The sequence below is a fragment of the Stenotrophomonas sp. CFBP 13724 genome, assembly GCF_014841975.1.
GTDB lineage: Bacteria > Pseudomonadota > Gammaproteobacteria > Xanthomonadales > Xanthomonadaceae > Stenotrophomonas > Stenotrophomonas lacuserhaii.
In genome coordinates this window covers 1025033-1050875 of the sequence record NZ_JACYUW010000001.1, presented here as the reverse complement: position 1 = coordinate 1050875, position 25843 = coordinate 1025033, and the positions used below count along the sequence as shown (strand labels likewise).

24 protein-coding genes are annotated in these 25843 nt (G+C 66.3%); 15 read left to right on the top strand and 9 right to left on the bottom strand.

The window, feature by feature from the left end; all coding sequences use genetic code 11:
* The first annotated feature begins 17 nt into the window (after positions 1 to 17).
* Together IFT63_RS04585 and IFT63_RS04580 are read left to right on the top strand one after the other, a co-directional pair.
* On the top strand, positions 18 to 593 hold the full coding sequence (locus IFT63_RS04585; RefSeq protein ID WP_192083371.1) for a hypothetical protein: 576 nt from the start codon (positions 18 to 20) through the stop codon (positions 591 to 593).
* 89 nt (positions 594 to 682) lie between these two features.
* Positions 683 to 1108, top strand: a complete 426-nt coding sequence (locus IFT63_RS04580) for a hypothetical protein (RefSeq protein WP_042615505.1) — start codon at positions 683 to 685, stop codon at positions 1106 to 1108.
* 292 nt (positions 1109 to 1400) lie between these two features.
* Here IFT63_RS04580 and IFT63_RS04575 read toward each other — a convergent pair whose 3' ends face one another.
* Positions 1401 to 2837 (bottom strand): class II fumarate hydratase, encoded by a 1437-nt coding sequence (locus IFT63_RS04575; protein WP_192083370.1) that lies wholly within the window; start codon positions 2835 to 2837, stop codon positions 1401 to 1403.
* A gap of 201 nt (positions 2838 to 3038) precedes the next feature.
* On the opposite strand from IFT63_RS04575, the gene purB reads away from it, so the two are divergent.
* The 6 genes from purB (at position 3039) to lpdA (ending at position 13254) form a co-directional block, all read left to right on the top strand.
* Positions 3039 to 4406, top strand: coding sequence for an adenylosuccinate lyase (purB, locus tag IFT63_RS04570; RefSeq protein ID WP_192083369.1), 1368 nt, complete (start codon positions 3039 to 3041; stop codon positions 4404 to 4406).
* A gap of 665 nt (positions 4407 to 5071) precedes the next feature.
* Entirely contained in the window at positions 5072 to 6508 is a 1437-nt protein-coding gene (locus IFT63_RS04565) for a cupin domain-containing protein (RefSeq protein WP_192083368.1), read from the top strand.
* A 2-nt stretch (positions 6509 to 6510) separates the two neighbouring features.
* Entirely contained in the window at positions 6511 to 7413 is a 903-nt protein-coding gene (locus IFT63_RS04560) for a GNAT family N-acetyltransferase (protein WP_192083367.1), read from the top strand.
* Positions 7414 to 7600: 187 nt separating this feature from the next.
* Positions 7601 to 10432, top strand: coding sequence for a 2-oxoglutarate dehydrogenase E1 component (locus IFT63_RS04555; protein WP_192083366.1), 2832 nt, complete (start codon positions 7601 to 7603; stop codon positions 10430 to 10432).
* A gap of 41 nt (positions 10433 to 10473) precedes the next feature.
* On the top strand, positions 10474 to 11685 hold the full coding sequence (gene sucB, locus IFT63_RS04550; RefSeq protein WP_192083365.1) for a dihydrolipoyllysine-residue succinyltransferase: 1212 nt from the start codon (positions 10474 to 10476) through the stop codon (positions 11683 to 11685).
* 132 nt (positions 11686 to 11817) lie between these two features.
* The gene (lpdA, locus tag IFT63_RS04545) at positions 11818 to 13254 is read left to right on the top strand and encodes a dihydrolipoyl dehydrogenase (protein ID WP_192083364.1); all 1437 of its coding nucleotides are present in this window, start codon (positions 11818 to 11820) and stop codon (positions 13252 to 13254) included.
* Positions 13255 to 13391: 137 nt separating this feature from the next.
* Here the strand turns inward: lpdA and IFT63_RS04540 are convergent, their stop codons facing one another.
* The 5 genes from IFT63_RS04540 to IFT63_RS04520 all read right to left on the bottom strand — a co-directional run bounded on the left by IFT63_RS04540 (position 13392) and on the right by IFT63_RS04520 (position 17588).
* Positions 13392 to 13607 carry a hypothetical protein gene (locus tag IFT63_RS04540; protein WP_042615385.1) on the bottom strand — a complete coding sequence of 72 codons (216 nt, stop codon included), beginning with the start codon at positions 13605 to 13607 and terminating at the stop codon, positions 13392 to 13394.
* 151 nt (positions 13608 to 13758) lie between these two features.
* On the bottom strand, positions 13759 to 15183 hold the full coding sequence (locus tag IFT63_RS04535) for a replicative DNA helicase (RefSeq protein WP_042615386.1): 1425 nt from the start codon (positions 15181 to 15183) through the stop codon (positions 13759 to 13761).
* Positions 15184 to 15413: 230 nt separating this feature from the next.
* Positions 15414 to 15974 carry an NAD(P)H-dependent oxidoreductase gene (locus IFT63_RS04530; RefSeq protein ID WP_192083363.1) on the bottom strand — a complete coding sequence of 187 codons (561 nt, stop codon included), beginning with the start codon at positions 15972 to 15974 and terminating at the stop codon, positions 15414 to 15416.
* 157 nt (positions 15975 to 16131) lie between these two features.
* Entirely contained in the window at positions 16132 to 16677 is a 546-nt protein-coding gene (locus IFT63_RS04525) for a GNAT family N-acetyltransferase (protein ID WP_192083362.1), read from the bottom strand.
* An 80-nt stretch (positions 16678 to 16757) separates the two neighbouring features.
* Entirely contained in the window at positions 16758 to 17588 is an 831-nt protein-coding gene (locus tag IFT63_RS04520; protein WP_042615389.1) for a glycine zipper 2TM domain-containing protein, read from the bottom strand.
* A gap of 162 nt (positions 17589 to 17750) precedes the next feature.
* Here IFT63_RS04520 and IFT63_RS04515 point away from each other — a divergent pair, with 162 nt between their 5' ends.
* Both IFT63_RS04515 and IFT63_RS04510 read left to right on the top strand, forming a co-directional pair.
* Positions 17751 to 17963, top strand: a complete 213-nt coding sequence (locus IFT63_RS04515) for a DUF6116 family protein (RefSeq protein WP_042615395.1) — start codon at positions 17751 to 17753, stop codon at positions 17961 to 17963.
* On the top strand, positions 17960 to 18739 hold the full coding sequence (locus IFT63_RS04510; RefSeq protein ID WP_192084132.1) for a TatD family hydrolase: 780 nt from the start codon (positions 17960 to 17962) through the stop codon (positions 18737 to 18739). Before IFT63_RS04515 ends, IFT63_RS04510 begins: the two co-directional genes overlap by 4 nt.
* A gap of 31 nt (positions 18740 to 18770) precedes the next feature.
* On the opposite strand, the gene IFT63_RS04505 is transcribed toward IFT63_RS04510, so the two are convergent.
* A complete protein-coding gene (locus IFT63_RS04505) occupies positions 18771 to 19583 on the bottom strand; it encodes a tRNA threonylcarbamoyladenosine dehydratase (RefSeq protein ID WP_192083361.1) in 813 nt (270 codons plus the stop codon).
* 184 nt (positions 19584 to 19767) lie between these two features.
* Here IFT63_RS04505 and IFT63_RS04500 point away from each other — a divergent pair, with 184 nt between their 5' ends.
* A complete protein-coding gene (locus IFT63_RS04500; protein ID WP_042615391.1) occupies positions 19768 to 20259 on the top strand; it encodes a glycine zipper 2TM domain-containing protein in 492 nt (163 codons plus the stop codon).
* Positions 20260 to 20340: 81 nt separating this feature from the next.
* Here the strand turns inward: IFT63_RS04500 and IFT63_RS04495 are convergent, their stop codons facing one another.
* Positions 20341 to 20544 carry a cold-shock protein gene (locus IFT63_RS04495; protein ID WP_019185917.1) on the bottom strand — a complete coding sequence of 68 codons (204 nt, stop codon included), beginning with the start codon at positions 20542 to 20544 and terminating at the stop codon, positions 20341 to 20343.
* A gap of 233 nt (positions 20545 to 20777) precedes the next feature.
* Here IFT63_RS04495 and IFT63_RS04490 point away from each other — a divergent pair, with 233 nt between their 5' ends.
* Positions 20778 to 21263, top strand: a complete 486-nt coding sequence (locus IFT63_RS04490; protein WP_042615392.1) for a DUF456 domain-containing protein — start codon at positions 20778 to 20780, stop codon at positions 21261 to 21263.
* Positions 21264 to 21388: 125 nt separating this feature from the next.
* Positions 21389 to 22543, top strand: coding sequence for a phospholipase A (locus tag IFT63_RS04485; protein WP_192083360.1), 1155 nt, complete (start codon positions 21389 to 21391; stop codon positions 22541 to 22543).
* A gap of 156 nt (positions 22544 to 22699) precedes the next feature.
* Here the strand turns inward: IFT63_RS04485 and IFT63_RS04480 are convergent, their stop codons facing one another.
* Positions 22700 to 24217, bottom strand: coding sequence for a FumA C-terminus/TtdB family hydratase beta subunit (locus tag IFT63_RS04480; RefSeq protein WP_192083359.1), 1518 nt, complete (start codon positions 24215 to 24217; stop codon positions 22700 to 22702).
* A 153-nt stretch (positions 24218 to 24370) separates the two neighbouring features.
* Between IFT63_RS04480 and sigJ the strand changes: the two genes are divergently transcribed.
* Complete coding sequence (gene sigJ, locus IFT63_RS04475; RefSeq protein WP_192083358.1) at positions 24371 to 25270, top strand: RNA polymerase sigma factor SigJ; 900 nt, start codon at positions 24371 to 24373, stop codon at positions 25268 to 25270.
* Positions 25271 to 25306: 36 nt separating this feature from the next.
* Positions 25307 to 25753, top strand: a complete 447-nt coding sequence (locus IFT63_RS04470) for a carboxymuconolactone decarboxylase family protein (protein ID WP_191771512.1) — start codon at positions 25307 to 25309, stop codon at positions 25751 to 25753.
* Positions 25754 to 25843 lie beyond the last annotated feature (90 nt).

Genomic DNA, 25843 nt, shown 5'->3' with positions numbered 1-25843 from the left:
ACACGGGAGAATCGACCATGAAGATGCGCATCCTGGTGTCCACCCTGTTGCTGGCCCTGCCGTTGGCGGCCTGTACCGACCAGGGCACCGACGCAGCCAAGTCCCTCAGCGATACCGGCAGCAGCATCGGCCGTTCGGTGCAGGAGGCCACCGACAAGGCCCGCAGGGAAATGAGCACCGGCAACTTCAAACTGTCGGTCGATGGCCTGCCGACCGCTGAAATCACCCCCGCCGGTGCCCTGCTGATCGAGGGCAAGGACGTGGTGACCACGCCCGCCCAACGCGCCCAGTTGCTGGAGTACCGCCACCAGGTGGAAGGCATCGCTCTGGCCGGCATGGACATCGGCGTGGCCGGTGCGAACCTGGGCGTCAAGGCCGCTGGCGAGGCGCTGAAAGGCGTGTTTTCCGGACAGACCGAGGGTATCGAACAGCGTGTCAATGCCGAGGCGGACAAGCTGAAGGTCCAGGCCAAGGGGCTGTGTGACAAGCTGCCGGCCATGCTGGCGACCCAGCAGGCACTGGCGGCCTCGCTGCCTGCGTTCGCGCCGTACGCAACGATGGACCAGGCCGACGTGGACGGCTGCGACGAATGAGCGCACCCGGCCGTCGCCAGCGATCTGGCGGCGGCCGGCCCGCGCTGCGGGGATTACACTAACGCGCTCCCCCATTCCCGTGGACCGCCATGAAGAAGCTGTTCCTGCTGCTGGCCGCCCTGTCCTGCCTCGTGCTTGCCGGCTGCGACCAGGAGTACCGCAACCACCGCGTCGAACGCAGCAAACCGAAGATCACCGTCAGCGACAGCATGGTCACCGTGCGTCGTGCACCGGCGCCGAACATCATCATCCTGGCCAACGGCCATATGAAGGTCGATGAGATCGAAATCCCGCTGCGGGCCGACCAGCAGCAGATGCTGCAGCAGATGTTCGGCCACCTGCAGGTGCTGCGCCAGAACACCCTGGTCGACGCGCCGGCCGACCCGGACAGGAAGCCGGTGAAGATCGTGCCGCCGGCAGGCAGCAACCCGATCCCGGCCGACCTGGTGCAGGTGATCCCGGAGTTCAAGGACTACACCGAAACCTTCGGCAACCTGCAGGCCGATCGTCGCTGAGGATCGTGGGTAGTGACGGCCGCTGGCCGTCACGCGGTTCCGTCCGGCCTATGTGTGGGTGACGACCGTTGGTCGTCACGCGGTTCCGTCCGGCATATCAACCGCGACCGGTAAACGGCCGTTTCGTTCGACGGGCTTCGGGGTTTTGTGCCGCGCTTTGCGCGGTTGCCGACCAAGGTCGGCACTACGGAATTCCCGCGAACGCGGCAGAGTTCCGTGCAGTCCCACGGCATTTCCGCGGACGCGGGACGGTTGCGGGCCGTCCCGCGGCGCTTTTTTGATCGTCGGTGGATCAGCCGCCGCTGCCGCCTCCTGCGTGGATGCCGCCGGCGGTGAGCGCCTTCGGATCCAGCAGCCGGCGCAGTTCGGCCTCGGCCAGGCCACTGTCCTCCAGTGCGATTTCCAGCACCGGTCGCTGTTCCTTGTAGGCACGCTTGGCGATCGCCGCGGCCTTCTCATAGCCGATGATCGGGTTCAGCGCCGTCACCAGGATCGGATTGCGGTCCAGCGCTTCGCGCACCCTGTCCTCGCGCACCTTCAGCCCGTCGATGGCGCTGTCCGCCAACAGCCGCGACACGTTGGCCAGCAGGGTGATGCTGTCCAGCAGGTTCACCGCGATCAGCGGCAGGGTCACGTTCAGCTGGAAATTGCCGGTCTGTCCGGCCACGGTGATCGCGGTGTGGTGGCCGATCACCTGCGCGCAGGCCATCACCGTCGCCTCCGGGATCACCGGGTTGACCTTGCCCGGCATGATCGAACTACCCGGCTGCAGGGCCGGCAGTTCGATCTCGCCCAGACCGGCCAGCGGACCGGCATTCATCCAGCGCAGGTCGTTGGCGATCTTGATCAGTGCCACCGCCAGCGCGTTGAGCTGGCCGGACATCTCCACCGCATCATCCTGCGCCGCCAGGCCTTCGAACTTGTTGGCGGCACTTTCGAACTTGACCCCCGTGCTGGCTTTCAGCGCCTTGGCCACGCGCTCGCCGAAGCGCGGATCCGCGTTGATGCCGGTGCCGATCGCCGTGCCGCCCAGCGGCAGCCGGCGCAGGCGCTTGAGGCTGTCGTCGAAGCGCTGCTGCGCCGAGGCAAGCTGCGCCGACCAGGCAGAGAACTCCTGCTCGAAGGTCAGCGGCATGGCGTCCATCAGGTGCGTACGCCCGGTCTTGACCACCTTGCGCAGGCTTCGCCCTTTGCGGTCGATGACCTTGCGCAGGTGCGCCAGCGCCGGCAGCAGGTCTTCCTGCGCGGCCAGTGCCGCCGACACGCGCAGGGCGGTCGGGATCACGTCGTTGGAACTCTGGCCCTGGTTGACGTGGTCGTTGGGATGCACCGGCGTGCGCCCGGCCTTGCCACCGCGGTTGGCCAGCGTGGCGATGACCTCGTTGGCGTTCATGTTCGACGAGGTGCCCGAGCCGGTCTGGTAGACATCGATCGGGAAATGCGCGTCCCACTCACCGGCGGCCACTTCGGCCGCAGCGCCCTGCACCGCCTTGGCGATGTTCCTGGGCAGGTGGCCGAGCTCTGCATTGACCCCCGCCGCCGCGCCCTTGACCAGGCCGAGGGCACGGATGAAGCCGCGCGGCATGCGCTGGCCGGACACCGGGAAATTGTCCACTGCACGCTGGGTCTGCGCGCCCCACAGCGCATCGGCAGGCACCTGCAGCTCGCCCATGCTGTCATGTTCGGTCCGGAAACCGGGGGTGGAATTCGTGCTGGAACGCTTGCTCATCCGATCAACTCCGCATGCTTTCAGGGGGAAAGGGAAACTGCGGCTGGCATCGGGCAGGTTCCCCAGGCTGGCATCTGGTTTCAGGATACAGGGTCGTGACGGCCGCCGACCGTCACTTCGGCGCCGCTGCCGGTGTTTTCGACAGTCGAGCAGGCACGCCCCTACAATATGGCCCCCGCCGTCTCACAGCTGCCTGCCGACATGTCCGAATCCGCCCTGCTCGCCCTGTCCCCGCTCGATGGCCGTTATGCCGGCAAGGTCGATGCGCTGCGCCCGATTTTTTCCGAGTACGGACTGATCAAGGCCCGCATCACGGTGGAAGTGGAATGGCTGCTGGCCTTGGGCGCGGAGCCCGGCGTGATCGAACTGCCGGCCTTCTCTGCCTCCGCCACCGCGCGCCTGCGCGCGCTGGCCAAGGACTTCAGCCCGGCCCAGGCCGCGCGGGTGAAGGAGATCGAGCGCACCACCAACCATGACGTCAAGGCGGTGGAGTACTTCATCAAGGAACAGCTGAAGGACGATGCCGAACTGGCCCCGGCGCTGGAGTTCGTGCATTTCGCCTGCACCAGCGAAGACATCAACAACCTCAGCTATGGGCTGATGCTGGAGCAGGCCCGCCGCGAGGTGCTGCTGCCCACCTTGGATGGCATCGCCGCATCGCTGCGCTCGCTGGCCCACGCACAGGCTGCCCAGCCGATGCTGTCGCGCACGCATGGCCAGACCGCCTCGCCGACCACCCTGGGCAAGGAGCTGGCCAACGTGGTCGCCCGCCTGGAGCGCCAGCGCCGCCAACTGGCTGCGGTGGAGCTGACCGGCAAGATCAACGGTGCGGTGGGCAACTACAACGCGCACGTTTCCAGCTATCCGGACGTGGACTGGCCGACCTTCGCCCAGCGCTTCGTCGAAGGCCTGGGGCTGGTGTTCAACCCGTACACCACCCAGATCGAACCGCACGACAACATCGCCGAGATCGGCGATGCCGCGCGCCGCGCCAACACCATCCTGATCGACCTGTCGCGCGATGTCTGGGGCTACATTTCGCTGGGTTACTTCAAGCAGCGCCTGAAGGAAGGCGAAGTCGGTTCCTCGACCATGCCGCACAAGGTCAACCCGATCGACTTCGAGAACGCAGAGGGCAACTTCGGCATCGCCAACGCCTTGTTCGAACATTTCAGCGCCAAGCTGCCGATCAGCCGCTGGCAGCGCGACCTGACCGATTCCACCGTGCTGCGCGCACTGGGCACGGCATTCGGCCACACCCAGGTGGCGCTGGATTCGCTGGCCAAGGGTATCGGCAAGCTGGAAGTGAACCCGCAGCGGCTGGATGCCGATCTGGACGCGGCATGGGAAGTGCTGGCCGAAGCCGTGCAGACGGTGATGCGCCGCCATGGCCTGCCCAACCCGTATGAGCAACTGAAGGCACTGACCCGCGGCCAGGGCATCACCGCCGAGTCGATGCGTGCGTTCGTCGAATCGCTGGAGCTGCCGGCCGATGCCAAGCAGCACCTGCGCGAGCTGACCCCGGGTGGCTACGTCGGCCTGGCAGCCGAGCTCGCCCGCGCGGTGTAAGGGGGTTGACCGGGCTGCGCCCGGCACCTGCTTTTTCAAGCCGGAGCAACGTCAAAAGCCTGAGCTGCAGGGCTGCCTGTTGGCGGGGCGGGATGGATTGGCGGGGGACGGCAGGAGCCGCTCCTGCGGGCCTCGTTTCGCGCCATCCATGGCGCTCAACGCCCCCGCCACCCCACCCCACCCCACCTTCGACAGGTCCATGGCGGCCATGGGACCTGCGGGCCTCAGTAGCGCCGACCCATGGTCGGCGAGCGCAGCGGGCCGCTGACGGGAACATTCCGCCGACCATGGGTATGCCGGTCGTCCTGACCGGCACCCTACGGGCCGTCGCAAGCGACGTTGGCAGCGGCTCCTGCCGCTGCCTTCGGCGCTACCGCGTTTCTTTTTCCTCTTGCGCGGCGGGCGGCCCCCGGAACCTGTCAGGGGCCGGGCGGGGTGGGTTACACGGGGCCCTTGGAGCCCTGGATGGGCGGAAAGGAGCTTACATGGACGTACTTGCAGCGTGCCCCGTGTAGCCCACCCCGCTCGGCCCACCCTCGGCAACCTGCTTGAACGCCCGCCGCGAGGGGGTCCCACCCGTTCGACACCACCCCGTCCGAACGCGGACAATAGGCCATCAGCGGCTGCACAGGCCGCGCCCTGTCTCCGCTGCAAGGACCTCCCCCATGGCCGCACGCAAATCCGCTTCCACTGCCAAGACCTTCGCCATCGAAGTCCACGCCACCCCCGCCAAGCCGCTGGGCATGGCCCCGGCGACCTTCCTGCGCGATTACTGGCAGAAGCGCCCGCTGCTGATCCGCAACGCCTTCGCCGGCTTCCAGAGCCCCGTGCAGCCCGAAGACCTCGCCGGGCTGGCCTGCGAAAACGGCGTGCTGGCGCGCCTGATCGAACATGACCGCAGCACCGACGGCTGGCGCGTGCGCACCGGCCCGTTCCAGGAATCGGTGTTCCCCGCCCTGCCGGAAAAAGACTGGACCCTGCTGGTGCAGGACGTGGACAAGTGGGACCCGGACGTGCGCGCGCTGATCGCGCACTTCGATTTCCTGCCGCGCTGGCGGATGGACGATGTGATGATCAGCTTCGCCGCCACCGGCGGCTCGGTCGGTGCCCACGTGGACCAGTACGACGTGTTCCTGCTGCAGGGCCAGGGCCATCGCCGTTGGCAGATCGATGCCAGCGAATCCACCAAGGGCAAGCGTCCGCCGCTGGATTTCCGCCCGGACATCGAGCTCAAGCAGCTCACGAAATTCAAGCCCAGCCACGATTGGGTGCTGGCGCCGGGTGACATGCTGTACCTGCCGCCGAACGTGCCGCACAACGGCGTGGCCGAAGATGCCTGCCTGACCTTCTCCTTCGGCATGCGCGCACCGGCATCGGCCGAACTGATCAGTGATTATCTGGACACCCTGGTGGTGGATGCCGATGAGGGCATCCGCTACCAGGACCCCGACCTGAAGCTGCCGGAGGATCCGAACGAGATCGACGTGGCGGCGATGAACCGCGTCGTGGCCGCGCTCAATGCCATCCGCATGAACGACCCGGACAAGCTGGGCGACTGGTTCGGCCGCTTCATCACCACCTACCGCGCCGCCGGCGAAGTGATGCCGAGCGGCCCGGCGCCGTCGCTGGACGAGGTCGACCACGCCCTGGCCAACGGCCTGTTACTGGAACGCCATCCCTGGGCGCGCCTGGCCTGGCGGCGTGCCAAGCGTGGCGCCAGCCTGTACTGCAGCGGGCTGGACCTGGCGGTGTCGGTCAAGGATGCGCAGCGCATCGCCGCCGCCGAGCGGCTTGAGCTGTCGGCATGGAACGGCCTGACCGCCAAGGGCCGGCAGGCCCTGCAGGAACTGATGGTGTTGGGCTTCTACCAGCTGACCGATCCCGCTGCCGAGGACGACGTGGAAGAGGTGCTGGATGCCGACGCGGAGATCGTGGTCGCGCGGGATACCGTGGACACCATCGAGGTCGATGACTTTTCCGATGACGTGCGCGAAGTGAATGTGCATGAGGACGGCGTGGAAGTGGTGGTCAGCTTCGACGAGGAGGACGAGGAGGACGAAGAGGACGAGCCGGAGGACGGCGCCGGCCAGCGCCGCCACTGAACATGGCCGCCTTCAGCGTTCAGCGGGCCGACCACGCCGCGCACCACGCGGCCATCCACGGCGTACGCCAGCAGGTATTCGTGGTCGAACAGGGCGTGCCGGCCGAGCTCGAGCGCGATGCGTTGGATCCGGTCTGCACCCACGTGCTGGCACGCGACGCAGACGGGACGCCGATCGGTACCGGACGGCTGTTGCCCGATGGCCGCATCGGGCGCATGGCGGTGCTGGCGGCATGGCGCAGCCGGGGCGTCGGCGAGACCATGCTGGAGGAGCTGGTAGGTGCCGCCGCGGCGGCCGGGCTGCCGCACGTGCACCTGCATGCCCAGCTCCCGGCAACGGATTTCTACGCGCGCCAGGGTTTCATTCCCGAAGGCGGACACTTCGAAGAGGCCGGCATCGCGCACCTTCAGATGCGCCGCACGCTCGGCGCCGCCGCGGCCATCGAAGGGCTGCAGGCCGCCGTGGCGGTGACCACCGCGGTCATCCACCGGGCGCGCCGACGGCTGTGGATCCACAGCCGCCAGCTGGATCCCGGCCTGTTGGATGCCGCTCCCGTACAGGCGGCCTTGCGCCGCTTCGCCACCCGTGCGCACGACAAGCAGCTGCGGGTCATCGTGGATGATGCCGCCGCGGTCCAGGCCGCAGGTGCGCCGCTGCTGGCCCTGCTGCAGCGCCTGCCCAGCGTGGTCCAGGTCCGCCAGGTGAGCGATCCGGTTGACCGGGCGCTGGCCTCGGCCGGCATCGCCAATGATGCAGGCGACTACTACTTTCGTCTGATGGGACATCGCCTCGAGGGCGAGGCCGGCATCGCACTGCCTTCACGTTCGCAGCCGCTGGAGCAGCAATTGCAGCGCGTCTGGGACCGTTCGCGCGATTGCAGCGAGCTGCGCGCCCTCGGCATCTGAGCCCGCCGGCCCCGCGCAACCTGTCTGGCAGCGACACCGGGGGCCCCGATCGCGTCGCTGCAACGCCCCTTCCCCGGCGGATGGGGGTACAATTTGGGTGTTTGAACGCGCCCGTGCATGGCTATTCATCCAGTCGGCCGGGTACTTCCAGAGCCCTACCCCACAAAGCGAATAATCACTCTCCATCGTGGACAATCTACTGAAGCAGTTTGCGCAGTCATCGCAGCTCGCCGGCGGCAACGCCTCCTATGTCGAGGACCTGTACGAGCAGTACCTCGTCTCCCCGGACAGTGTCGATCCCAAATGGAAGGCCTACTTCGACGGCTTCCAGGGCCGTGAAGCGGGTGACATTCCGCACTCGGGCGTCATCGCGCACATCGCCGACGCCGCCAAGGGCGCGCTGAAGAGTGGCACCGGCGAAGGGGCCGGCGACGAGCGCGAGCGCAATGTCGGCCGCCTGATCACCGCCTACCGTTCGCGTGGCCACCTCGGTGCCCGCCTGGATCCGCTCGGCCTTGCCGAACCGACCAACCCGCCGGACCTGGGCCTGCCGTTCCACAGCCTGTCCGATGCCGATCTGAACGCCGAGTTCAGCACCGGCGGCGTGGGTGGCCAGCCGCGCATGAAGCTGCGCGACCTGCTGGCGCGCCTGAAAGCGACCTACACCGGATCGATCGGCGCGGAGTTCATGCACATCTCCGAAGTCGAGCAGCGCCAGTGGATCTACAGGAAGCTCGAACTCGCCGGTGGCGATTACGCGCTGGATGCCGATACCAAGCGCCGCACGCTGGAACGGCTGACCGCAGCCGAAGGCCTGGAACGCTACCTGCACACCAAGTACGTGGGCCAGAAGCGCTTCTCGCTGGAAGGCGGCGATTCGCTGATCCCGATGATGGACACCATCATCCGTGACGCCGGCAAGGACGGGGTCAAGGACGTGGTGATAGGCATGGCCCACCGCGGCCGCCTCAACGTGCTGGTCAATACGCTGGGCAAGAATCCGCGCAAGCTGTTCGACGAGTTCGAAGGCAAGTTCGAGCACGACAACCACGCCTCCGCAGGCGATGTGAAGTACCACATGGGTTTCTCGGCCGACGTCAGCACCGACGGCGGCCCGGTGCACCTGGCGCTGGCCTTCAATCCCTCGCACCTTGAAATCGCCGATCCGGTGGTTGCCGGTTCGGTGCGCTCGCGCCAGGAGCGCCGCAGCGATACCGCGCGCAAGCAGGTGATGCCGATCCTGATCCACGGCGATGCCGCGTTTGCCGGCCAGGGCGTGGTGATGGAGCTGTTCCAGATGTCGCAGGCGCGCGGTTTCGCCGTCGGCGGCACGGTCCACATCGTGGTCAACAACCAGGTCGGCTTCACCACGTCCAACCCGGAAGATTCGCGCTCCACGCTGTATTGCACCGACGTGGCCAAGATGATCGCCGCGCCGGTGTTCCATGTGAACGGCGATGACCCGGAAGCGGTGGTGTTCGCCGCCAAGCTGGCCTTCGAGTTCCGGCAGAAGTTCGCCAAGGATGTGGTCATCGACCTGATGTGCTACCGCCGTTGGGGCCACAACGAGGCCGACGAACCGGCGATCACCCAGCCGCTGATGTACCAGGTGATCCGCAAGCACAAGACCACCCGCGAGATGTACGCCGAGCAGCTTGAACAGGCCGGCGTGATCGAATCCGGTGCCGGCAAGGCACTGGTGGATGGCTACCGCGTGAAGCTGGACAGCGGCGAGTACACCACCGAGCTGGCCACCGTGGAAAAGACCCCGCCGACCAGCCCGCTGTTCGTGGATTGGCCCAAGCTGCTGGACGGCAAGCTGTCGGACACGATCAGCACCGCCGTCGGCATGGAAAAGCTGACCGCGCTGGCCAAGCAGATCACCACCATTCCGGACACCGTGCAGGTGCATTCGCGCGTGGCCAAGGTGTACGAGGACCGCCGCAAGATGGCGGCCGGCGAAATCCCGGGCGACTGGGGCTTTGCCGAGAACCTCGCCTACGCCACCCTGCTGGACGAAGGCCACCGCCTGCGTCTGGTGGGCCAGGACGTCGGCCGCGGTACCTTCACCCACCGCCACGCGATCCTGCACGACCAGAACACCGACCAGTACTACCTGCCGCTGCGCGAGCTGGTGGATTCGCCGGAGAAGGCCACCATCATCGATTCGCTGCTCAGCGAAGAAGCGGTGATGGCCTTCGAGTACGGCTTCTCCACCACCGACCCGGGCACCCTGTGCATCTGGGAAGGCCAGTTCGGCGACTTCGCCAACGGCGCCCAGGTGGTCATCGACCAGTTCATCGCCGCCGGTGAAGCCAAGTGGGGCCGCCTGACCGGGCTGACCCTGCTGCTGCCGCACGGTTACGAAGGGCAGGGTCCGGAACACAGCTCGGCGCGCCTTGAGCGCTTCCTGCAGCTTTGCGCGCTGGAGAACATGCTGGTGGTGGTCCCGTCCACCCCGGCGCAGGCGTTCCACATGCTGCGTCGCCAGCAGCACCTGACCACCCGCAAGCCGCTGGTGGTGATGTCGCCGAAGTCGCTGCTGCGCCACAAGCTGGCCGTGTCGACGCTGGAAGAGCTGGCCAATGGCGAGTTCCAGCACCTGATCGGCGACGCCAAGGCCGACCCGAAGAAGGTCAAGCGCGTGGTGCTGTGCTCGGGCAAGGTCTACTACGACCTGCTGGAAGACCAGACCAAGCGTGGCCAGGACGACGTGGCGATCATCCGCGTGGAGCAGCTGTATCCGTTCCCGCGCGCGCTGCTGGCTGCCGAACTGAAGAAGTACGGCAAGGCCACCGACGTGGTGTGGACGCAGGAAGAGCCGCAGAACCAGGGCGCGTGGTACCAGATCCGCCACCACCTGCAGTTCTGCGTCGCCGATGGCCAGAACCTCCATTACGCGGGTCGCGCGCGTTCGGCATCGCCGGCCGCCGGCCACATGGCTGACCATGTCATCGAGCAGCAGAAGCTGGTCGCCGATGCCCTGGTCAACCCGTTCGACGACTCGGTCGCCGAATAACCCTCCCCTATTCCAGAAATACGAACCCAGGAAGCTCCCGCATGGCCACCGAAGTCAAAGTCCCGGTTTTGCCCGAATCCGTCTCCGACGGCACCATCGCCACCTGGCACAAGAAGGTCGGCGACGCCGTCAAGCGTGACGAGAATCTGGTTGACCTGGAGACCGACAAGGTCGTTCTGGAAGTCCCGTCGACCGTCGACGGCGTGCTGAAGGAAATCAAGTTCCAGGAAGGCGACACGGTCACCAGCGCCCAGGTGCTGGCGATCATCGAGGAAGGCGCGGTGGCTGAAGCCGCTGCGCCGGCCCCGGCCGCTGAAGAGAAGAAGGCTGAAGCCGCACCGGCGCAGGCCACCGAGGCACCGAAGGCCACTGCCGCTGCCCCGGCCGCATCGAAGTCGGCTGCCGATTCGCTGCCCCCGGGCGCCCGCTTCTCGGCGATCACCGAAGGCGTGAACCCGGCCGACGTGGACGGCACCGGCCGTCGCGGCGCGGTGACCAAGGAAGACATCGTCAACTACGCCCGCAACGGCGGCGCCGGCAAGGCCGGTGGTGCGCGTCCGGAAGAACGCGTGCCGATGACCCGCATGCGCAAGCGCATCGCCGACCGCCTGATGGAATCCAAGAACAGCACCGCGATGCTGACCACCTTCAACGAGGTCAACCTCGCCAAGGTGTCGGCCGCGCGCAAGGAGCTGCAGGAAGAGTTCCAGAAGGCCCACGGCATCAAGCTCGGCTTCATGAGCTTCTTCGTCAAGGCCGCTGCCAACGCGCTGCAGCGCTTCCCGCTGGTCAATGCCTCGGTCGACGGCAGCGACGTGATCTATCACGGCTACTCGGACATCTCCATCGCCGTGTCCACCGACAAGGGCCTGGTGACGCCGGTGCTGCGCAACGTCGAACGCCAGTCGTTCGCCGACATCGAAAAGGGCATCGCCGACTACGCCAAGAAAGCGCGTGACGGCAAGCTGGGCCTGGACGACCTGCAGGGCGGCACCTTCACCGTGACCAACGGCGGCACCTTCGGTTCACTGCTGTCCACCCCGATCATCAACCCGCCGCAGAGCGCCATCCTGGGCATGCACGCGATCAAGGAACGTCCGATCGCCGAAAACGGCCAGGTCGTGATCGCGCCGATGATGTACCTGGCGCTGTCCTACGACCACCGCATCATCGACGGCAAGGATTCGGTGCAGTTCCTGGTGGACATCAAGAACCAGCTGGAAAACCCGGGCCGCATGCTGTTCGGCCTGTAAGACCCGCCGACCCCTCCCGCCCGCGGGAGGGGTCTGTCGTTCCTGGGCATGGCCAACGGCCCTGCCCGCCTCCCGGCGCACCGCGCCACCGGCCCGCTCGCACGGGTCGAGGAATGCATCAAGGACTCTCAAATGGCTGAACAATTCGACGTCGTCGTCATCGGTGCCGGCCCGGCCGGCTACCACGCCGCCATCCGTGCCGCGCAGCTGGGCCTGAAGACGGCCTGCATCGACGCCGCGCTGGGCAAGGACGGCAAGCCCGCCCTCGGCGGCACCTGCCTGCGCGTGGGATGCATCCCGTCCAAGGCGCTGCTGGATTCCTCGCGCCAGTACTGGAACATGGGCCACATCTTCGGCGACCACGGCATCAGCTTCAAGGACGCCAAGATGGACGTCGAAGCGATGGTTGGCCGCAAAGACAAGATCGTCAAGCAGTTCACCGGTGGCATCGCCATGCTGTTCAAGGCGAACAAGGTGGCCGCGTATTACGGCTTCGGCGAACTGCAGAAGGACAACGTGGTCAAGGTGACCCAGCACGATGGTTCGATCGTCGAGCTGAAGGGCACCAACGTGATCATCGCCGCCGGTTCGGATTCGATCGAACTGCCGTTCGCCAGGTTCGACGGTGAGACCATCGTCGACAACGTCGGCGGCCTGGACTTCACCGAAGTCCCCAAGCGGCTGGCCGTGATCGGCGCCGGCGTGATCGGCCTGGAACTGGGCAGCGTGTGGAAGCGCCTCGGCGCCGAAGTCACCATCCTGGAAGCACTGCCGGACTTCCTGGCCGCCGCCGATGCCGAAGTGGGCAAGGTCGCGCTGAAGGAGTTCAAGAAGCAGGGCCTGGACATCAAGCTGGGCGCCAAGGTGTCCAAGGCTGAAGTCACCGGCAAGGGCAAGAAGGCCGAAGTCGCGCTGACCTACACCGACAGCGAAGGCGAGAAGTCGCTGGTCGTGGACAAGCTGCTGGTGGCCGTCGGCCGTCGCGCCGCCACCAAGGGCCTGCTGGCCGAAGGCACCGGCGTCAAGATCAACGAGCGTGGCCAGATCGAAGTGGACGCGCATTGCCACACCGGCGTCAACGGCGTGTGGGCGGTCGGTGACTGCGTGCGCGGCCCGATGCTCGCGCACAAGGGCTTCGAGGAAGGCATCGCGGTTGCCGAGCTGATCGCCGGCCTGCCGGGCCACGTCAACTTCGACACCATTCCGTGGGTCATCTACACCGAGCCGGAGCTGGCCTGGGTCGGCAAGACCGAGCAGCAGCTGAAGGCCGAAGGCATTCCGTACAAGGCCGGCAGCTTCCCGTTCGCCGCCAACGGCCGTGCGGTGGCGATGATCGAGCCGAGCGGCTTCGTCAAGGTGCTGGCACACGCGGAAACCGATCGCATCCTGGGCATGCACCTGGTGGGCGCGAACGTGTCCGAACTGGTGCACGAAGGCGTGCTGACCATGGAGTTCAGCGGTTCGGCCGATGACCTGGCACGCATCTGCCACGCGCATCCGTCGCTGTCCGAAGTGGTGCACGACGCGGCCATGGCCGTGAGCAAGCGCGCGATCCACAAGGCGAACTGATCCTGCCCTGCGGTAATGACGGCCGCTGGCCGTCACGCTTGCCATCAAAAAACCCCGCCGCGGCGGGGTTTTTTGTTGCCACGCCACGGTAGCGCCGAGCCATGCTCGGCGAAATGCCGGGACAACGCGTTCCGCGATCAGGCCACCTGTGCCCGCCCACCGCCAAGCAATCGGGCCGGCAGCATCAACACCGCGCCCAGGAAAGCAAACAACGCCGAGAAGGTCACCCCGACCAGCCGGAACGGCAGGCTCAGCAGCCACACGAACGGCCATGCCAGCAGGGCGAGGATCGCCAACGGCCAGCACAGCACGAACAGCAGGCACCACACACCCAGCGCGAACAAGGTCTTCATGACAGTCTCCCTGGCGGCGCCGTGCCGCCCTGGGGGTCATACTTCCTGCCTGCCGCCGGGCACGCAACGGGTATGCGACGAAACCGGGGATAGGCCGACGAACAGCCGGGGCACGACGGCCAGCGGCCGTCACTACCCGTTGCAACCGCCGTTACTCGAACGAACCCACCGAGTCGTGCGACAGGTTGTCGAAGCGGGTGTACTCGCCGAAGAACTTCAGCTTGCACGAGCCGGTGGGGCCACCACGGTGCTTGCCGATGATGATCTCGGCCAGGCCCTTGTCCGGCGAGTTTTCCTTGTTGTAATAATCGTCGCGGTAGATGAAGACGATCATGTCCGCGTCCTGCTCGATAGCGCCGGATTCGCGAAGATCGGCCATCACCGGGCGCTTGTCGGTACGCGTTTCCAGCGAGCGGTTGAGCTGGGACAGCGCGATCACCGGCACGTTGAGTTCCTTGGCCAGGCCCTTCAGGCCACGCGAGATCTCGGAAATTTCCGTGGCGCGGTTTTCGCTGTTGCCCGGCACGCTCATCAGCTGCAGGTAGTCGATCACGATCAGGCCCAGGTCGTGCTCGCGCTTCAGGCGGCGGCACTTGGAACGCAGGATCTCCGGCGACACGCCCGGGGTATCGTCGATGAAGATCTTGGTTTCCTTCAGCATGCGGATCGCGCCGGTGACCCGGCTCCAGTCCTCGTCTTCCAGCTGGCCGGTACGCAGCCGCTGTGCGTTGATGCGGCCATTGGAGGAGATCAAGCGCATCGCCAGCTGCGAGGCCGACATTTCCATCGAGAAGATCGCCACGCCCTTCTTCGACTTGATCGCCGCGTACTCGGCGATGTTCAGCGCCAGCGTGGTCTTGCCCATCGCCGGACGGGCCGCAAGGATGATCAGATCGGTCGGCTGCAGGCCGGCGGTCATCGCATCGAAATCGTTGTAGCCGGTCGGCAGGCCGGTGATGTTGCCGCCGTTCTCGAAACGGTTGCGCAGCTCTTCGAAGGCATCCTTCAAGGCACCGGGCATCGCCACGAAATCGGTGCGCCCGCGCGCGCCCTGTTCGGCGATGGCGAACACCGATTTTTCCGCGCTGGCGAGCAGTTCGCTGCTCTCGCGTCCTTCGGGCTGGAAGCCGTCGTTGACGATGTCCGTGCCGACCTGGATCAACTGGCGCAGCACCGCCTTGTCACGCACGATTTCCGCATAGGCCACGATGTTCGCCGCCGACGGCGTGGTGCTGGCCAGCTCGATCAGGTACGCACCATCGCCGACCAGCTCCATCTTGCCCTGCGATTCGAACCATTCGCCCAAGGTCACCGCATCGAAGGGACGATCACGCTCGGACAGCTCGCGGATCGCGCGGTAGATCATCTGGTGGTCGCGACGGTAGAAATCGACGTCGTTCAACTGGTCGTTGACGCGGTCGAACGCGTCCGGCGCCAGCATCAGGCCACCCAGCACCGCCTGCTCGGCTTCGACCGAATGCGGCGGCACGCGCAGGGAATCAATGCGCGATTCATCGCGTTCGAAGCGATCGGAACGCTCCCTGCGGTCGGACTTGAAGCCGGAACGAGCAGCCATGCGGCGGAATTTCCTACAGAAGTGGCGAGATCAGTGTAGGCATGCGGGCCACCCTGCCGCCATGGACAAGCCTGTGGATAAGCCGTGGAGAAACGGGGGATATCCGCCAATGCCCGGCCAGCGTGGCGCGGAGGCGTCGCACTACCTGCGACAGGCGCCGTTGCGGCACCTGCAGGCCTGCATTATCGCAGATCGCAGGCGTCGGTCACCCGCCCCGCTCAGCGGCCGGTTCAGGCACCCTTGCCGTGTACCGACACCAAAGTCAGGAAGCGGTCGACGAAGCCCTGCAGGAACTCCTGCGTGCCGGCGTTGCTGATGGTGCCTGCTTCGTCGATCAGCCCTTCCTTGAAGTGCAGGAAGGCCTCCGGCTGACCCAGCACCGGCATGTCCAGATAGGCAAGGATATTGCGCAGGTGTTGCTGTGCCAGCGCGGTGCCGATCACGCCGATGGAGGCGCCGATCACCGCCGCCGGCTTGCCGGCGAAGGCGCTGTGGCCATATGGGCGCGAGCCGATGTCGATGGCATTCTTCAGCACGCCCGGCACCGAGCGGTTGTATTCGGGAGTGACGAACAGCACCGCATCCGCATTGCGGATCTGCTGCTTCAGCCGTTTGCCCTGCGCCGGATAATCGGCGTCGAAGTCCTGGTTGTACAGCGGCAGGTCGCCGATCTCCACGAAATCGAAGCGTGCCTTGCCCGCGGCGAGTTTCTCCAGCGCGCGCGCCAGCCGAAGGTTGATCGACGCCTTGCGCAGGCTACCAACCAGCACGGCAATGGTGTATTCGGCCACGGGATCACCTCATCGTTCGGGGGCACGCCAGACTAGCCCCGCCCGCCTTCGGCGCCGGTGAAGGCCCGTTGTGTGCGCTGCCGGTCGGGACGGCGGGCCAAAGCGCCCACGCGATGCCGTGGCGCAGTCTGGCAAGCACGCGCGCCTGCCAAGCGGTTCACCGGCTTCGCCTCGCCTGCCACGCGGCGCGGCTCTGGCCCCACACTTCCACCGGTTTGCCGGCATGCGGCGGCGGCAGTTCGCCGATCCGCAGCAGGGTGCTGCCCAGCTTGGCGGCCACTGTTTTCGAATTGACGTTGTCCGGGGCGATGGTGTGGATGACCTCCTCCCACCCCAGGCTGGCGAAGGCCCAGTTGATCGCCGCCGTCGCCGCTTCCGGGGCATAGCCCAGGCCCCAGCTCTGGCGGCGGATGCTCCAGCCCACCTCCGTACCGGGCCAGTCCAGCGGCTGCCACGGGCCCAGTCGACCCACCCACTGCCCCGTGGATTTTTCGATGACGCTGAACATCGAAACGCCGAACAACTGCCAGGCACCGGACAACGCGCAGAAGCTGCGCCACGCCACCGATGGCGGCTGCACACCGCCCAGGTGGGACATCACCGCCTCGTCTGCACTGAATTCCAGATACGGCTGCAGATCGACGGCCTGCGGTGGCCGCAGGATCAGGCGCTCGGTTTTAAGGCGGAGATCGAAGATGCTCATGCAGGTTTCCTGGGCAGGCAAATGAAAACAGGCCGGCTTGCGCCGACCTGTCCTTGTACCGCAATCACGCGCGTTCGATGTTACTGGCGGGTAGTGCCCACATCAGCCGCGGCGGTCTGGGTGACCAGCTGTCCATCCACCACCGGCAGACGGTCGCTGGCCGGCTTGTCGTTCATGCGGATGGTCTTTTCAGCTCCGTCATAGCGGTAGGTCACGTCGTAACCCTTGACCACATCGGTGTTGCCCATGGCGATCCGGTTACCCGGCTTGCTGTCCATGCGCATGGTGCCGGTGGTGCCGTCCTCATTGCGGTAGGTGACGTTGTAACCGGTCACCTGGCTCGACTCGGAGGTGGTGGTTTCGGTGTGGCACTGGCGCTCGGTACGGTTGACCACGCGGCCACCAACGTGGCGCTTGTCCACGTTGTTGCCGATCATGCCGCCGGCCACCGCACCGGCCGCGGTGGCGACTTTGCGGCCGTTGCCGCCGCCGACCTGGTTGCCCAGCAGGCCACCGATGACCGCACCGGCCACCGTGCCGCCGACATTGCCGTCGCGCTCGGGCAGGCGCTCCTGCACCACCACGTCCTCGCACACTTCGTGCGGGGTCTGCGTGCTGGAGGTCTGGCGCACGGCTTCAGTACCGATGACCGTCGCGTAGGCCTTTTCTTTCTGGGTGATCGGCGCGACCTTCAGCACGTCGGCATATTCCAGCCCGCGCTTCGCATCGACATCCAGCGCGTCGGTGCGCGCACCGTCATCGGCCACGCTGCCATCGGGCAGCAGCGTGCCGTCGGCAGCAGTCACATAACCAGGAGAAGTGTCACCGCTCTTCATGAAGGCGGCGGTGGCGATGCCACCGACCAGCAGCGCGCCGGCGGCGACCAGGACAGTAGTAGTAGTTGATTTCATGACCTGCTCCTTGCGGACCACCCGCAACGTTCACGATGGGGATTGCAGCATGCGCTGCCTGAACGGAATATCGACAGAACCTTTATGCCCGGCCTCCCATTCAGGAAACTGACGCCCAAGGCCCATGATAGCGTTTGCACTCGTACCGCACGGACCCCGACGATGGCCAATCCCCTGCTGCTGCCCCTGCTCAACTGGGCGCGCCGACTGCGCTTCCCCACCCTGTTCAAACTCACCGCCGGCCTGTTCGCGGTGACCCTGGTGGTACCGGACCCGATTCTGTTCGTGGACGAGCTGCTGCTCGGCATGGGCACCCTGCTGCTTGCCAGCTGGAAGACCCGGCAACCGGCCAAGCCACCGCTGGAGCTGCGCTGATCGTGCTGGTGGACAGCCATTGCCACCTGGATGCAGGTGAGTTCGATCCGGACCGTGCGCAGGTGATCGCGCGCGCACGCGCTGCCGGCGTGATGGCGCAGGTGGTACCGGCCGTCACTGCCGCGAGCTGGCCGAAGCTGCGCGAGGTATGCCTGCAGGCCCCGGGGCTGTATCCCGCTTATGGACTGCATCCGGTGTTCCTGGCCGAGCACACGCGCGAACACGTGGACGAGCTCCGGCAGTGGATCGAACGCGAGCGTCCATGCGCGATCGGCGAGTGCGGCCTGGACTTCTTCATCGAAGACCTCGACCGCGACCTGCAGCAGCACTATTTCGTGGCGCAGCTGGAGCTGGCACGCGAGTTCGACCTGCCGGTGATCGTGCATGCGCGGCGCGCGGTGGATGCGGTGATCGCCGCGGTGCGCCGGGTGGGCGGACTGCGCGGGGTGGTCCACAGTTTCTCAGGCAGCCCCGAACAGGCCGCGCAGCTGCACAAGGCGGGTTTCCTGCTGGGACTGGGCGGACCGGTCACCTACGACCGCGCGCAGCGACTGCACCGCCTCGTACAGGCCATGCCGCTGGAACAACTGCTGCTGGAAACCGATGCCCCCGACCAGCCGGATGCAGGCATCCGTGGACAGCGCAACGAACCGGCGCGGCTGCATGACATCGCCACGCACATCGCCGGACGCCGTGGCATCAGCCTGCAGGCGCTTGCCGAGGCGACCGCCGCCAACGCGCAGCGGCTGTTCGGCCTGCCTGCCACAGCGGCTTGACCCCCGCCGCCTGGGCGGGGCCCACGGCCGCTCAGGCGGCCGTTTCCGCCTGCGGCTTCTTCGGCGCAAGCAGCATTTCCAGTGCCTTGGCCACCGCAGTGAAAGCAAACGCGCCGGTGATGTGGGTCGCCGCACCGAGGCCGGCGCCGCAGTCCAGCTTCAGCGTGGCATCCGGGCCCAGCTCCGGGCGTATGCCGCAGACGCTGCCGTCGGCCTGCGGATAGCGCACGTTTTCCAGCGAATAGATCGCCAGCACGCCGAAGTAACGTTTGGCGTTCTTGGGGAAGTTGAACTCGCTGCGCAGCTTCTTGCGGATCAGCGCCAGCATCGCATCGTGTTCGGTGCGCGATACATCACGCACCCGCACCAGGGTGGGATCGGTACGGCCACCGGCGGCACCGACGGTGAGCAGCGGCAGCTTGCGCCGACGGCACCATGCGATGGTTTCCACCTTGACCCGGAAGCTGTCACAGGCATCGATGACCAGGTCGAAACCGCGATCCAGCAGCTCGACCATGTTGGCCGGGGTCAGGAACGCTTCGACCGGGTCCACGTCGATGCCCGGATTGATGGCGCGGCAGCGCTCGGCCATCGCCACCGACTTGTTGCGCCCGTAGTTGCCTTCCAGGGCCGGCAACTGGCGGTTGGTGTTGGACACGCAGATGTCGTCGGCATCGATCAAGGTCAGGTGTCCAACGGCCGACCGGGCCAGCGCCTCCACCACCCACGAACCGACCCCGCCCATGCCGACCACGGCGACCCGGCGTGCTTGCAGGGTTTCCAGCGATCCGCGCCCATACAGCCGTTCCACGCCGGCGAAGCGTTCTTTGATCTGATCGTTCATCGCGCCATTTTAACGGCTCTTCGGCCGTTCCCGCGCAGGTGCCGCGTCGCTCGTCCGCGGGGCGCGGTTCATCCGCCAGCCATGAAACCCGGGAAGGGTTGGCACGCCGTTCACGTTCAAAGAAGGACGATCCTCCCACGCGCACCAGACGCCTTACCACTCTTTCTGGCCAGGAGAACCACCCATGAAGATCCAGCTCATTGCCGCAAGTGCAATCGCCACCCTCGCCCTGGCCGGTTGTGCCACCTCCCCCGGTTACGGCGGCGGCGGTTACGGCAACAACAACAGCGGCTACAGCAACAACGGTGGCAACTACAACACCAACCGTTGCGCGGACTGCGGCATCGTGACCCGCATCAATACCGTGGCCTCCGGCCGCGCGGCGCCTTCTGCGACCGGCGCGGTGCTGGGCGGCATCGTCGGCGCAGTCGCCGGCCATGAAATCTCCGACCACACCGGCGGCAGCCGGGGCAACAAGAACATCGCAGCCGCGGCAGGCGCAGTGGGCGGCGCACTGGCCGGCAACCAGATCCAGAAGAACGTCACCAGCGATACCTACGACATCTCGGTGCGCATGGACGATGGCCGCACCATCGTGGTGAACCAGCGCGACCTGGGCGGCATCCGCGAGAACACCTATGTGCGCGTGGTGAACGGTCGCGTGGTACTGCGCTGATCGACCGGCGGTTACCACGATGCAAACCAGAAGGGCCCGCTCACGCGGGCCCTTCTGCTAAAACAAACGCGGCGCGTTCAATCAGAGCGGCTTGACCTTGTCCGCCTGCAGACCCTTCTGGCCGGTGACCACCTCGAACTCGACGGCCTGCCCTTCCTTCAGCGACTTGAAGCCCTGCGATTCAATGGCGCGAAAGTGCACGAACACATCCTCGCCACTCTCACGGCTGATGAAACCAAAGCCTTTCGCATCGTTGAACCACTTGACGGTGCCCTTCTCAGCCATCTTTGCTACTCCCTTACTGTCTTGTAATTGGTTACGCCCTGACAGGCGGCTGACGAGCAAGGAGGAAGCGAGGTACAACGATGCAGCGGATCGCGGGGATCTACCATCATCAGGCCACGATCCACGGTGACCTTGCCAAGCTCAGCGCGGTCACGTTAACCCGACATAAATCAAATTGCAACGGGTAGATTGATCGATGTGTCAACCCCTTTTCGTACTCCATACGGCTTAGCATGGACCTCTCATTCATCTTGTATCTGATCGCTGCAGTGTGCATCGCGCTGGGCATCGCCGGCATCGTGCTCCCCGCGCTACCCGGCATTCCGCTGGTCTTCCTCGGCCTGCTGCTGGCGGCATGGGCTGACGGCTTCGTCCACGTCGGCTGGCCGGTGCTCACCGTACTGGCGGTGTTGACCGTGCTGTCCTTCGTGGTGGACATCCTGGCGACCGTGGTGGGGGCGCAACGCGTGGGGGCCAGCCGCAAGGCCCTGTGGGGCACCTTCATCGGCAGCATCGCCGGGCTGTTCTTCATGCCGGTCGGGCTGTTCCTGGGCCCGCTGCTGGGCGCGCTGGCCGGCGAGTACTGGCACAGCCGCGAACTCGGCCGCTCCACCAAGGTCGGCTTGGCGACCTGGCTGGGCATCCTGCTGGGCATGGCCTTGAAGGTCGCACTGCTGGTGGCGATGCTGGGGCTGTTCGCGTTCGCCTGGCTGCTCTGAGCTCACTCCACTTTCACGCTGCCTCACGCGCATGACTGTCATAACCGCGCACTGGCGGGTCACGCCAGCGCACGCCACACTGCGTTCACTTACTCCAATTCAGCCTCGTTCAAGGGCCCGCAGCAATGACCCTCACTTCCCCGCTTCCCCGCCTGGCTCCGTTCGTGCTGGCCCTGTCCAGTGCCCCGCTGGCCGCGCAGGAATTCACCGCTTCGCCTGCTACATCGCCCAGCGCGTGTGCCGCCATCACCACCGACGCGGCGCGGCTTGCCTGCTATGACCAGCTGTTCGGTCCCACCCAGGCCACCACGGCGCAGGCCGACGCCGCAGCCGAAGCCGCCGCTGAGGCACGCAAGGAAGAACGGCGCGAAGTCCGCGTCAGCGAAGGCGAGGAGAAGCTGCGCTCGCGCGTGGGCGACCTGTTCCGCCCGGCCCCGCACGATGCAGCGCTGGCCAATGCCGGCCGCGGATCGCTGCTGGACAGCCGCTGGGAGCTGGCCGAAGACTCCAAGCTGGGGCCGTTCCAGCTGCGCGCCTACAAGCCGGTGTACCTGCTGCCCGCGTTCTGGACCAGCAACAAGAACCTCACCCCGCAATCGCCGAACCCGGCCAACACGGTCACCACCCCGCAGCTGCTGGACAGCAACGAATTGAAGTTCCAGCTGAGCTTCAAGACCAAGATCGTGGAGAACCTGTTCGGCGATAACGGTGACATCTGGGCCGGCTACACGCAGAGCTCGCGCTGGCAGGCCTACAACGCGGACAATTCGCGCCCGTTCCGTGAAACCAACTACGAACCGGAGGTCATGGCGGTGTTCCGCAATGGCTACTCCATCGGTGGCTGGCGTGGCCGCATGAGCGCCATCGGCATCAACCACCAGTCCAATGGCCGCGCCGATCCGTTCTCGCGCAGCTGGAACCGGGTCATCGTCAGCGTCGGCCTGGACCGCGAAAACTGGGCACTGACGCTGCGCCCGTGGTACCGGCTGCCGGAGTCGCGCAGTGATGACAACAACCCGGACATCGAGGACTACATGGGCCGCGGCGATGCCACCCTGGTGTGGAACCGCAATGGCCATGAAATCGCCTTGATGGGGCGGCATTCGCTGCGCAGCGGCGACCGTTCGCACGGCGCGCTGCAGCTGGACTATGGCTTCCCGATCAGCAACCTGCTGCGCGGCCACGTCCAGGTGTTCGATGGCTACGGCGAAAGCATGATCGACTACAACCACAAGGCCACCTACATCGGCGTGGGCGTGTCATTGCTGGAGTGGTTCTGATGTCCGTCACGCCATGGCCGCGCACCCGCGGCTGATCACCGGCCGATCGTGATCACCGAAAAGGGGCACGCGCCTGCGCCGCCCGCCCGAACGGGCGCTGGACATCCTGTAACACGCGGTGGGTGACGATCCACGATCATCACCCACCCGCGCGCTTCAGGCCACCACGACCGGAATCTTGCCGATCCGTGCCTGCCATTCGCGCGGACCGGTCTGATGCACCGACTCGCCGGTCGAATCGACCGCCACCGTCACCGGCATGTCCTGCACGGTGAACTCGTAGATGGCTTCCATGCCCAGGTCGGCGAAGCCGACCACCTTGGCCGCCTTGATCGCCTTGGACACCAGGTAAGCCGAGCCGCCGACCGCCATCAGGTAGGCCGATTTGTTGTCACGGATCGCCTCGATCGCCGCCGGACCGCGCTCGGCCTTGCCGACCATGCCCAGCAGACCGGTCTGCTCCAGCACCTGGCGGGTGAACTTGTCCATGCGCGTGGCGGTGGTCGGGCCGGCCGGGCCCACCACTTCATCGCGCACCGGATCGACCGGGCCCACGTAGTAGATGAAGCGCCCCTTCAAGTCGACCGGCAGCGGTTCGCCCTTGTCCAGCATCTCCACGATGCGCTTGTGCGCGGCATCGCGGCCGGTCAGCAGCTTGCCGTTGAGCAGCAGGGTCTGGCCCGGCTTCCAGTTGGCCACGTCGGCCGGGGTGATCGTATCCAGGTCCACGCGGGTGCCCTTGGATGCGTCGTAGGTGATCTGCGGCCAGTCTTCAAGCGACGGCGGATCCAGCATCACCGGACCGCTGCCGTCCAACGTGAAGTGCGCATGGCGGGTGGCCGCGCAGTTCGGGATCATCGCCACCGGCAGGTTCGCTGCGTGGGTGGGGAAGTCCTTGACCTTGATGTCCAGCACGGTGGTCAGGCCGCCCAAGCCCTGCGCCCCGATACCCAGCGCGTTGACCTTGTCGAACAGCTCCAGGCGCAGCGCTTCGGCGCGGTTGGACGCACCGCGGGCCCTCAGTTCGTTGATGTCGATCGGCTCCATCAGCGATTCTTTGGCCAGCAGCATCGCCTTTTCGGCGGTGCCGCCGATGCCGATGCCGAGCATCCCCGGCGGGCACCAGCCGGCGCCCATCGTCGGCACCGTCTTCAGCACCCAGTCGACGATCGAATCGGAAGGATTGAGCATGGCGAACTTGCTCTTGGCTTCCGAACCACCGCCCTTGGCGGCGACGATCACATCCACCGTATTGCCCGGCACCACCTTGACGTTGACCACGCCGGGGGTGTTGTCCTTGGTGTTGATGCGCTTGCCGGCCGGATCGGCCAGTACCGAGGCGCGCAGCTTGTTGTCCGGATGGTTGTAGGCGCGGCGCACGCCTTCGTTGGCCATGTCCTCCACGCCCATGGTGGCGTCGTCCCAGCGCACGTTCATGCCGATTTCCAGGAACACGGTGACGATGCCGGTATCCTGGCAGATCGGCCGATGGCCTTCGGCGCACATCCGCGAATTGATCAGGATCTGGGCCATCGCTTCCTTGGCCGCCGGGGATTCCTCGCGCTCGTAGGCCGCGGCCAGGCTCTTGATGTAATCCACCGGGTGGTAGTACGAGATGTACTGCAGCGCGTCGGCGATGGACTGGATGAGGTCTTCCTGCTTGATCGATGTCACGGCTTGCTCGCTTGCTCGGGGCTGGCGGGGGTAATCCGCCCATTTTACCCCGCGCGCCCGCCGCTGTAGCGCCGGGACGCTGACGCCGCCGACGAAACCGTGTTCCACTGGCGGCACCTGTCACAGCGTCCCTCGGTGGGGCGTCCTGGGTACATGAACGCAGAATCGGCTTTCCATTCACATCGCCCGCGCCTGCTGGCACTGGCCTACCGGCTGCTCGGCAGCCGTGCCGATGCCGAAGACATCGTGCAGGAGGCCTGGCTGCGCTGGGCCGGCGCCGCGCATGCGGAGATCGCCGATCCACTGGCATGGCTGGTGACCGCCACCACCCGGCTGGGACTGGATCGCCTGCGTGCGCTCAAACGCCAGCGCACCGACTACATCGGCCCCTGGCTGCCTGAGCCCCTGGACATCACTCTGGAGCTGCCTGCAGCGCCGGACCCGGCGCAGCTACATGCGCTGGCCGAGGATGTGTCGCTGGCCTTCCTTGCGCTGCTGGAACAGCTGGCACCGGACGAGCGCGCCGCCTTCCTGCTGAAGGAGGTCTTCGACCACGACTACACGCAGGTGGCCGCCCTGTTGGGCCACAGCGAAGCCAACTGCAGGCAGATGGTGCACCGGGCGCGCAAACGCCTGCGCGAGGGCCGTCCACGCTTCGCAGCCGACGCAGGACAGCATCGTCAACTGCTTGCGCGTTTCATGGACGCCTCCCAGCGGGGTGACAGCGAGGCGATCCAGGCCCTTCTGCACGCCAACGCCCGCCACGTTTCCGATGGCGGTGGGGTGGTCACCGCCGGCATCCGTCCGCTGCTCGGCGCCGAGCGGATCGGCCGCCTTTACTGGGCGATCGCCCGTCGCGGCGGCTCGTTGGCCGCTCGCCTCGGCACGGTCAACGGGGAGCCGGCGATCCTGCGTTTCGATGGCCCGCGACTGCAGTCGGTCACCACGATCGTGGTTGAACAGGGCCGCATCATCGCGCTGTACAGCGTGCTCAATCCGGAAAAGCTCGGGGCGGCTGTCACAGGCCTGCGCGCTGGCGCGTCCTTGCAGTGAAAGGCCGCCCATCCGGGCCGCCATTGGAGCCTGCAAATGAATACCGCTGCCCCCCGCGTTGCCTACACCCGACTCGCCGCTGATGCCTTCAAGGGACTGTTGGCGGTGAGCACGACCGTGCATGCCAGCTCGCTGGATCACGAACTGCAGGAGCTGGTCTATCTGCGCGTTTCGCAGATCAACGGCTGCGCCTACTGCCTGGACATGCATTCGACCGCACTGCGTAAGGCCGGCATCGAGCCGCGCAAGCTGGATACCGTGGCGGCCTGGCGCGAGAGCCGCTTCTTCGATGCCCGCGAGCGGGCCGCGCTGGGCTGGGCCGAAGCGTTGACGCGGCTGCCGGACGGTGCGCCGTCCGATGCCGCCTTCGATGCGCTGCGGCCGCATTTCGATGACAAGGGCATCAGTGACCTGAGCATGGCAGTGGCGGTGATCAATGCCTGGAACCGGCTGGGCGCCGGACTGCTCCCGCCGCTGCCGTAAGTAACTGAATCGCAGCTGCATGTCGGCGCTCTGCGTTCGGCATGCTGATCGCGATGATTCCTACGCTGAAACCAGTCATTCGCGCCAGCA

What these genes read in the sequence shown, in the direction of transcription:
- IFT63_RS04485 (WP_192083360.1), top strand. Translation starts at nt 21,389, where the DNA reads ATGACCCTCACTTCCCCGCTTCCCCGCCTGGCTCCGTTCGTGCTGGCC.
- IFT63_RS04535 (WP_042615386.1), bottom strand. Translation starts at nt 15,183, where the DNA reads ATGGCTGCTCGTTCCGGCTTCAAGTCCGACCGCAGGGAGCGTTCCGAT.
- IFT63_RS04515 (WP_042615395.1), top strand. Translation starts at nt 17,751, where the DNA reads ATGGCCAATCCCCTGCTGCTGCCCCTGCTCAACTGGGCGCGCCGACTG.
- IFT63_RS04565 (WP_192083368.1), top strand. Translation starts at nt 5,072, where the DNA reads ATGGCCGCACGCAAATCCGCTTCCACTGCCAAGACCTTCGCCATCGAA.
- IFT63_RS04490 (WP_042615392.1), top strand. Translation starts at nt 20,778, where the DNA reads ATGGACCTCTCATTCATCTTGTATCTGATCGCTGCAGTGTGCATCGCG.
- sigJ (WP_192083358.1), top strand. Translation starts at nt 24,371, where the DNA reads ATGAACGCAGAATCGGCTTTCCATTCACATCGCCCGCGCCTGCTGGCA.
- IFT63_RS04470 (WP_191771512.1), top strand. Translation starts at nt 25,307, where the DNA reads ATGAATACCGCTGCCCCCCGCGTTGCCTACACCCGACTCGCCGCTGAT.
- IFT63_RS04540 (WP_042615385.1), bottom strand. Translation starts at nt 13,607, where the DNA reads ATGAAGACCTTGTTCGCGCTGGGTGTGTGGTGCCTGCTGTTCGTGCTG.
- IFT63_RS04520 (WP_042615389.1), bottom strand. Translation starts at nt 17,588, where the DNA reads ATGAAATCAACTACTACTACTGTCCTGGTCGCCGCCGGCGCGCTGCTG.
- IFT63_RS04495 (WP_019185917.1), bottom strand. Translation starts at nt 20,544, where the DNA reads ATGGCTGAGAAGGGCACCGTCAAGTGGTTCAACGATGCGAAAGGCTTT.
- IFT63_RS04575 (WP_192083370.1), bottom strand. Translation starts at nt 2,837, where the DNA reads ATGAGCAAGCGTTCCAGCACGAATTCCACCCCCGGTTTCCGGACCGAA.
- IFT63_RS04525 (WP_192083362.1), bottom strand. Translation starts at nt 16,677, where the DNA reads ATGAGCATCTTCGATCTCCGCCTTAAAACCGAGCGCCTGATCCTGCGG.
- IFT63_RS04560 (WP_192083367.1), top strand. Translation starts at nt 6,511, where the DNA reads ATGGCCGCCTTCAGCGTTCAGCGGGCCGACCACGCCGCGCACCACGCG.
- sucB (WP_192083365.1), top strand. Translation starts at nt 10,474, where the DNA reads ATGGCCACCGAAGTCAAAGTCCCGGTTTTGCCCGAATCCGTCTCCGAC.
- IFT63_RS04500 (WP_042615391.1), top strand. Translation starts at nt 19,768, where the DNA reads ATGAAGATCCAGCTCATTGCCGCAAGTGCAATCGCCACCCTCGCCCTG.
- IFT63_RS04505 (WP_192083361.1), bottom strand. Translation starts at nt 19,583, where the DNA reads ATGAACGATCAGATCAAAGAACGCTTCGCCGGCGTGGAACGGCTGTAT.
- lpdA (WP_192083364.1), top strand. Translation starts at nt 11,818, where the DNA reads ATGGCTGAACAATTCGACGTCGTCGTCATCGGTGCCGGCCCGGCCGGC.
- IFT63_RS04580 (WP_042615505.1), top strand. Translation starts at nt 683, where the DNA reads ATGAAGAAGCTGTTCCTGCTGCTGGCCGCCCTGTCCTGCCTCGTGCTT.
- IFT63_RS04585 (WP_192083371.1), top strand. Translation starts at nt 18, where the DNA reads ATGAAGATGCGCATCCTGGTGTCCACCCTGTTGCTGGCCCTGCCGTTG.
- purB (WP_192083369.1), top strand. Translation starts at nt 3,039, where the DNA reads ATGTCCGAATCCGCCCTGCTCGCCCTGTCCCCGCTCGATGGCCGTTAT.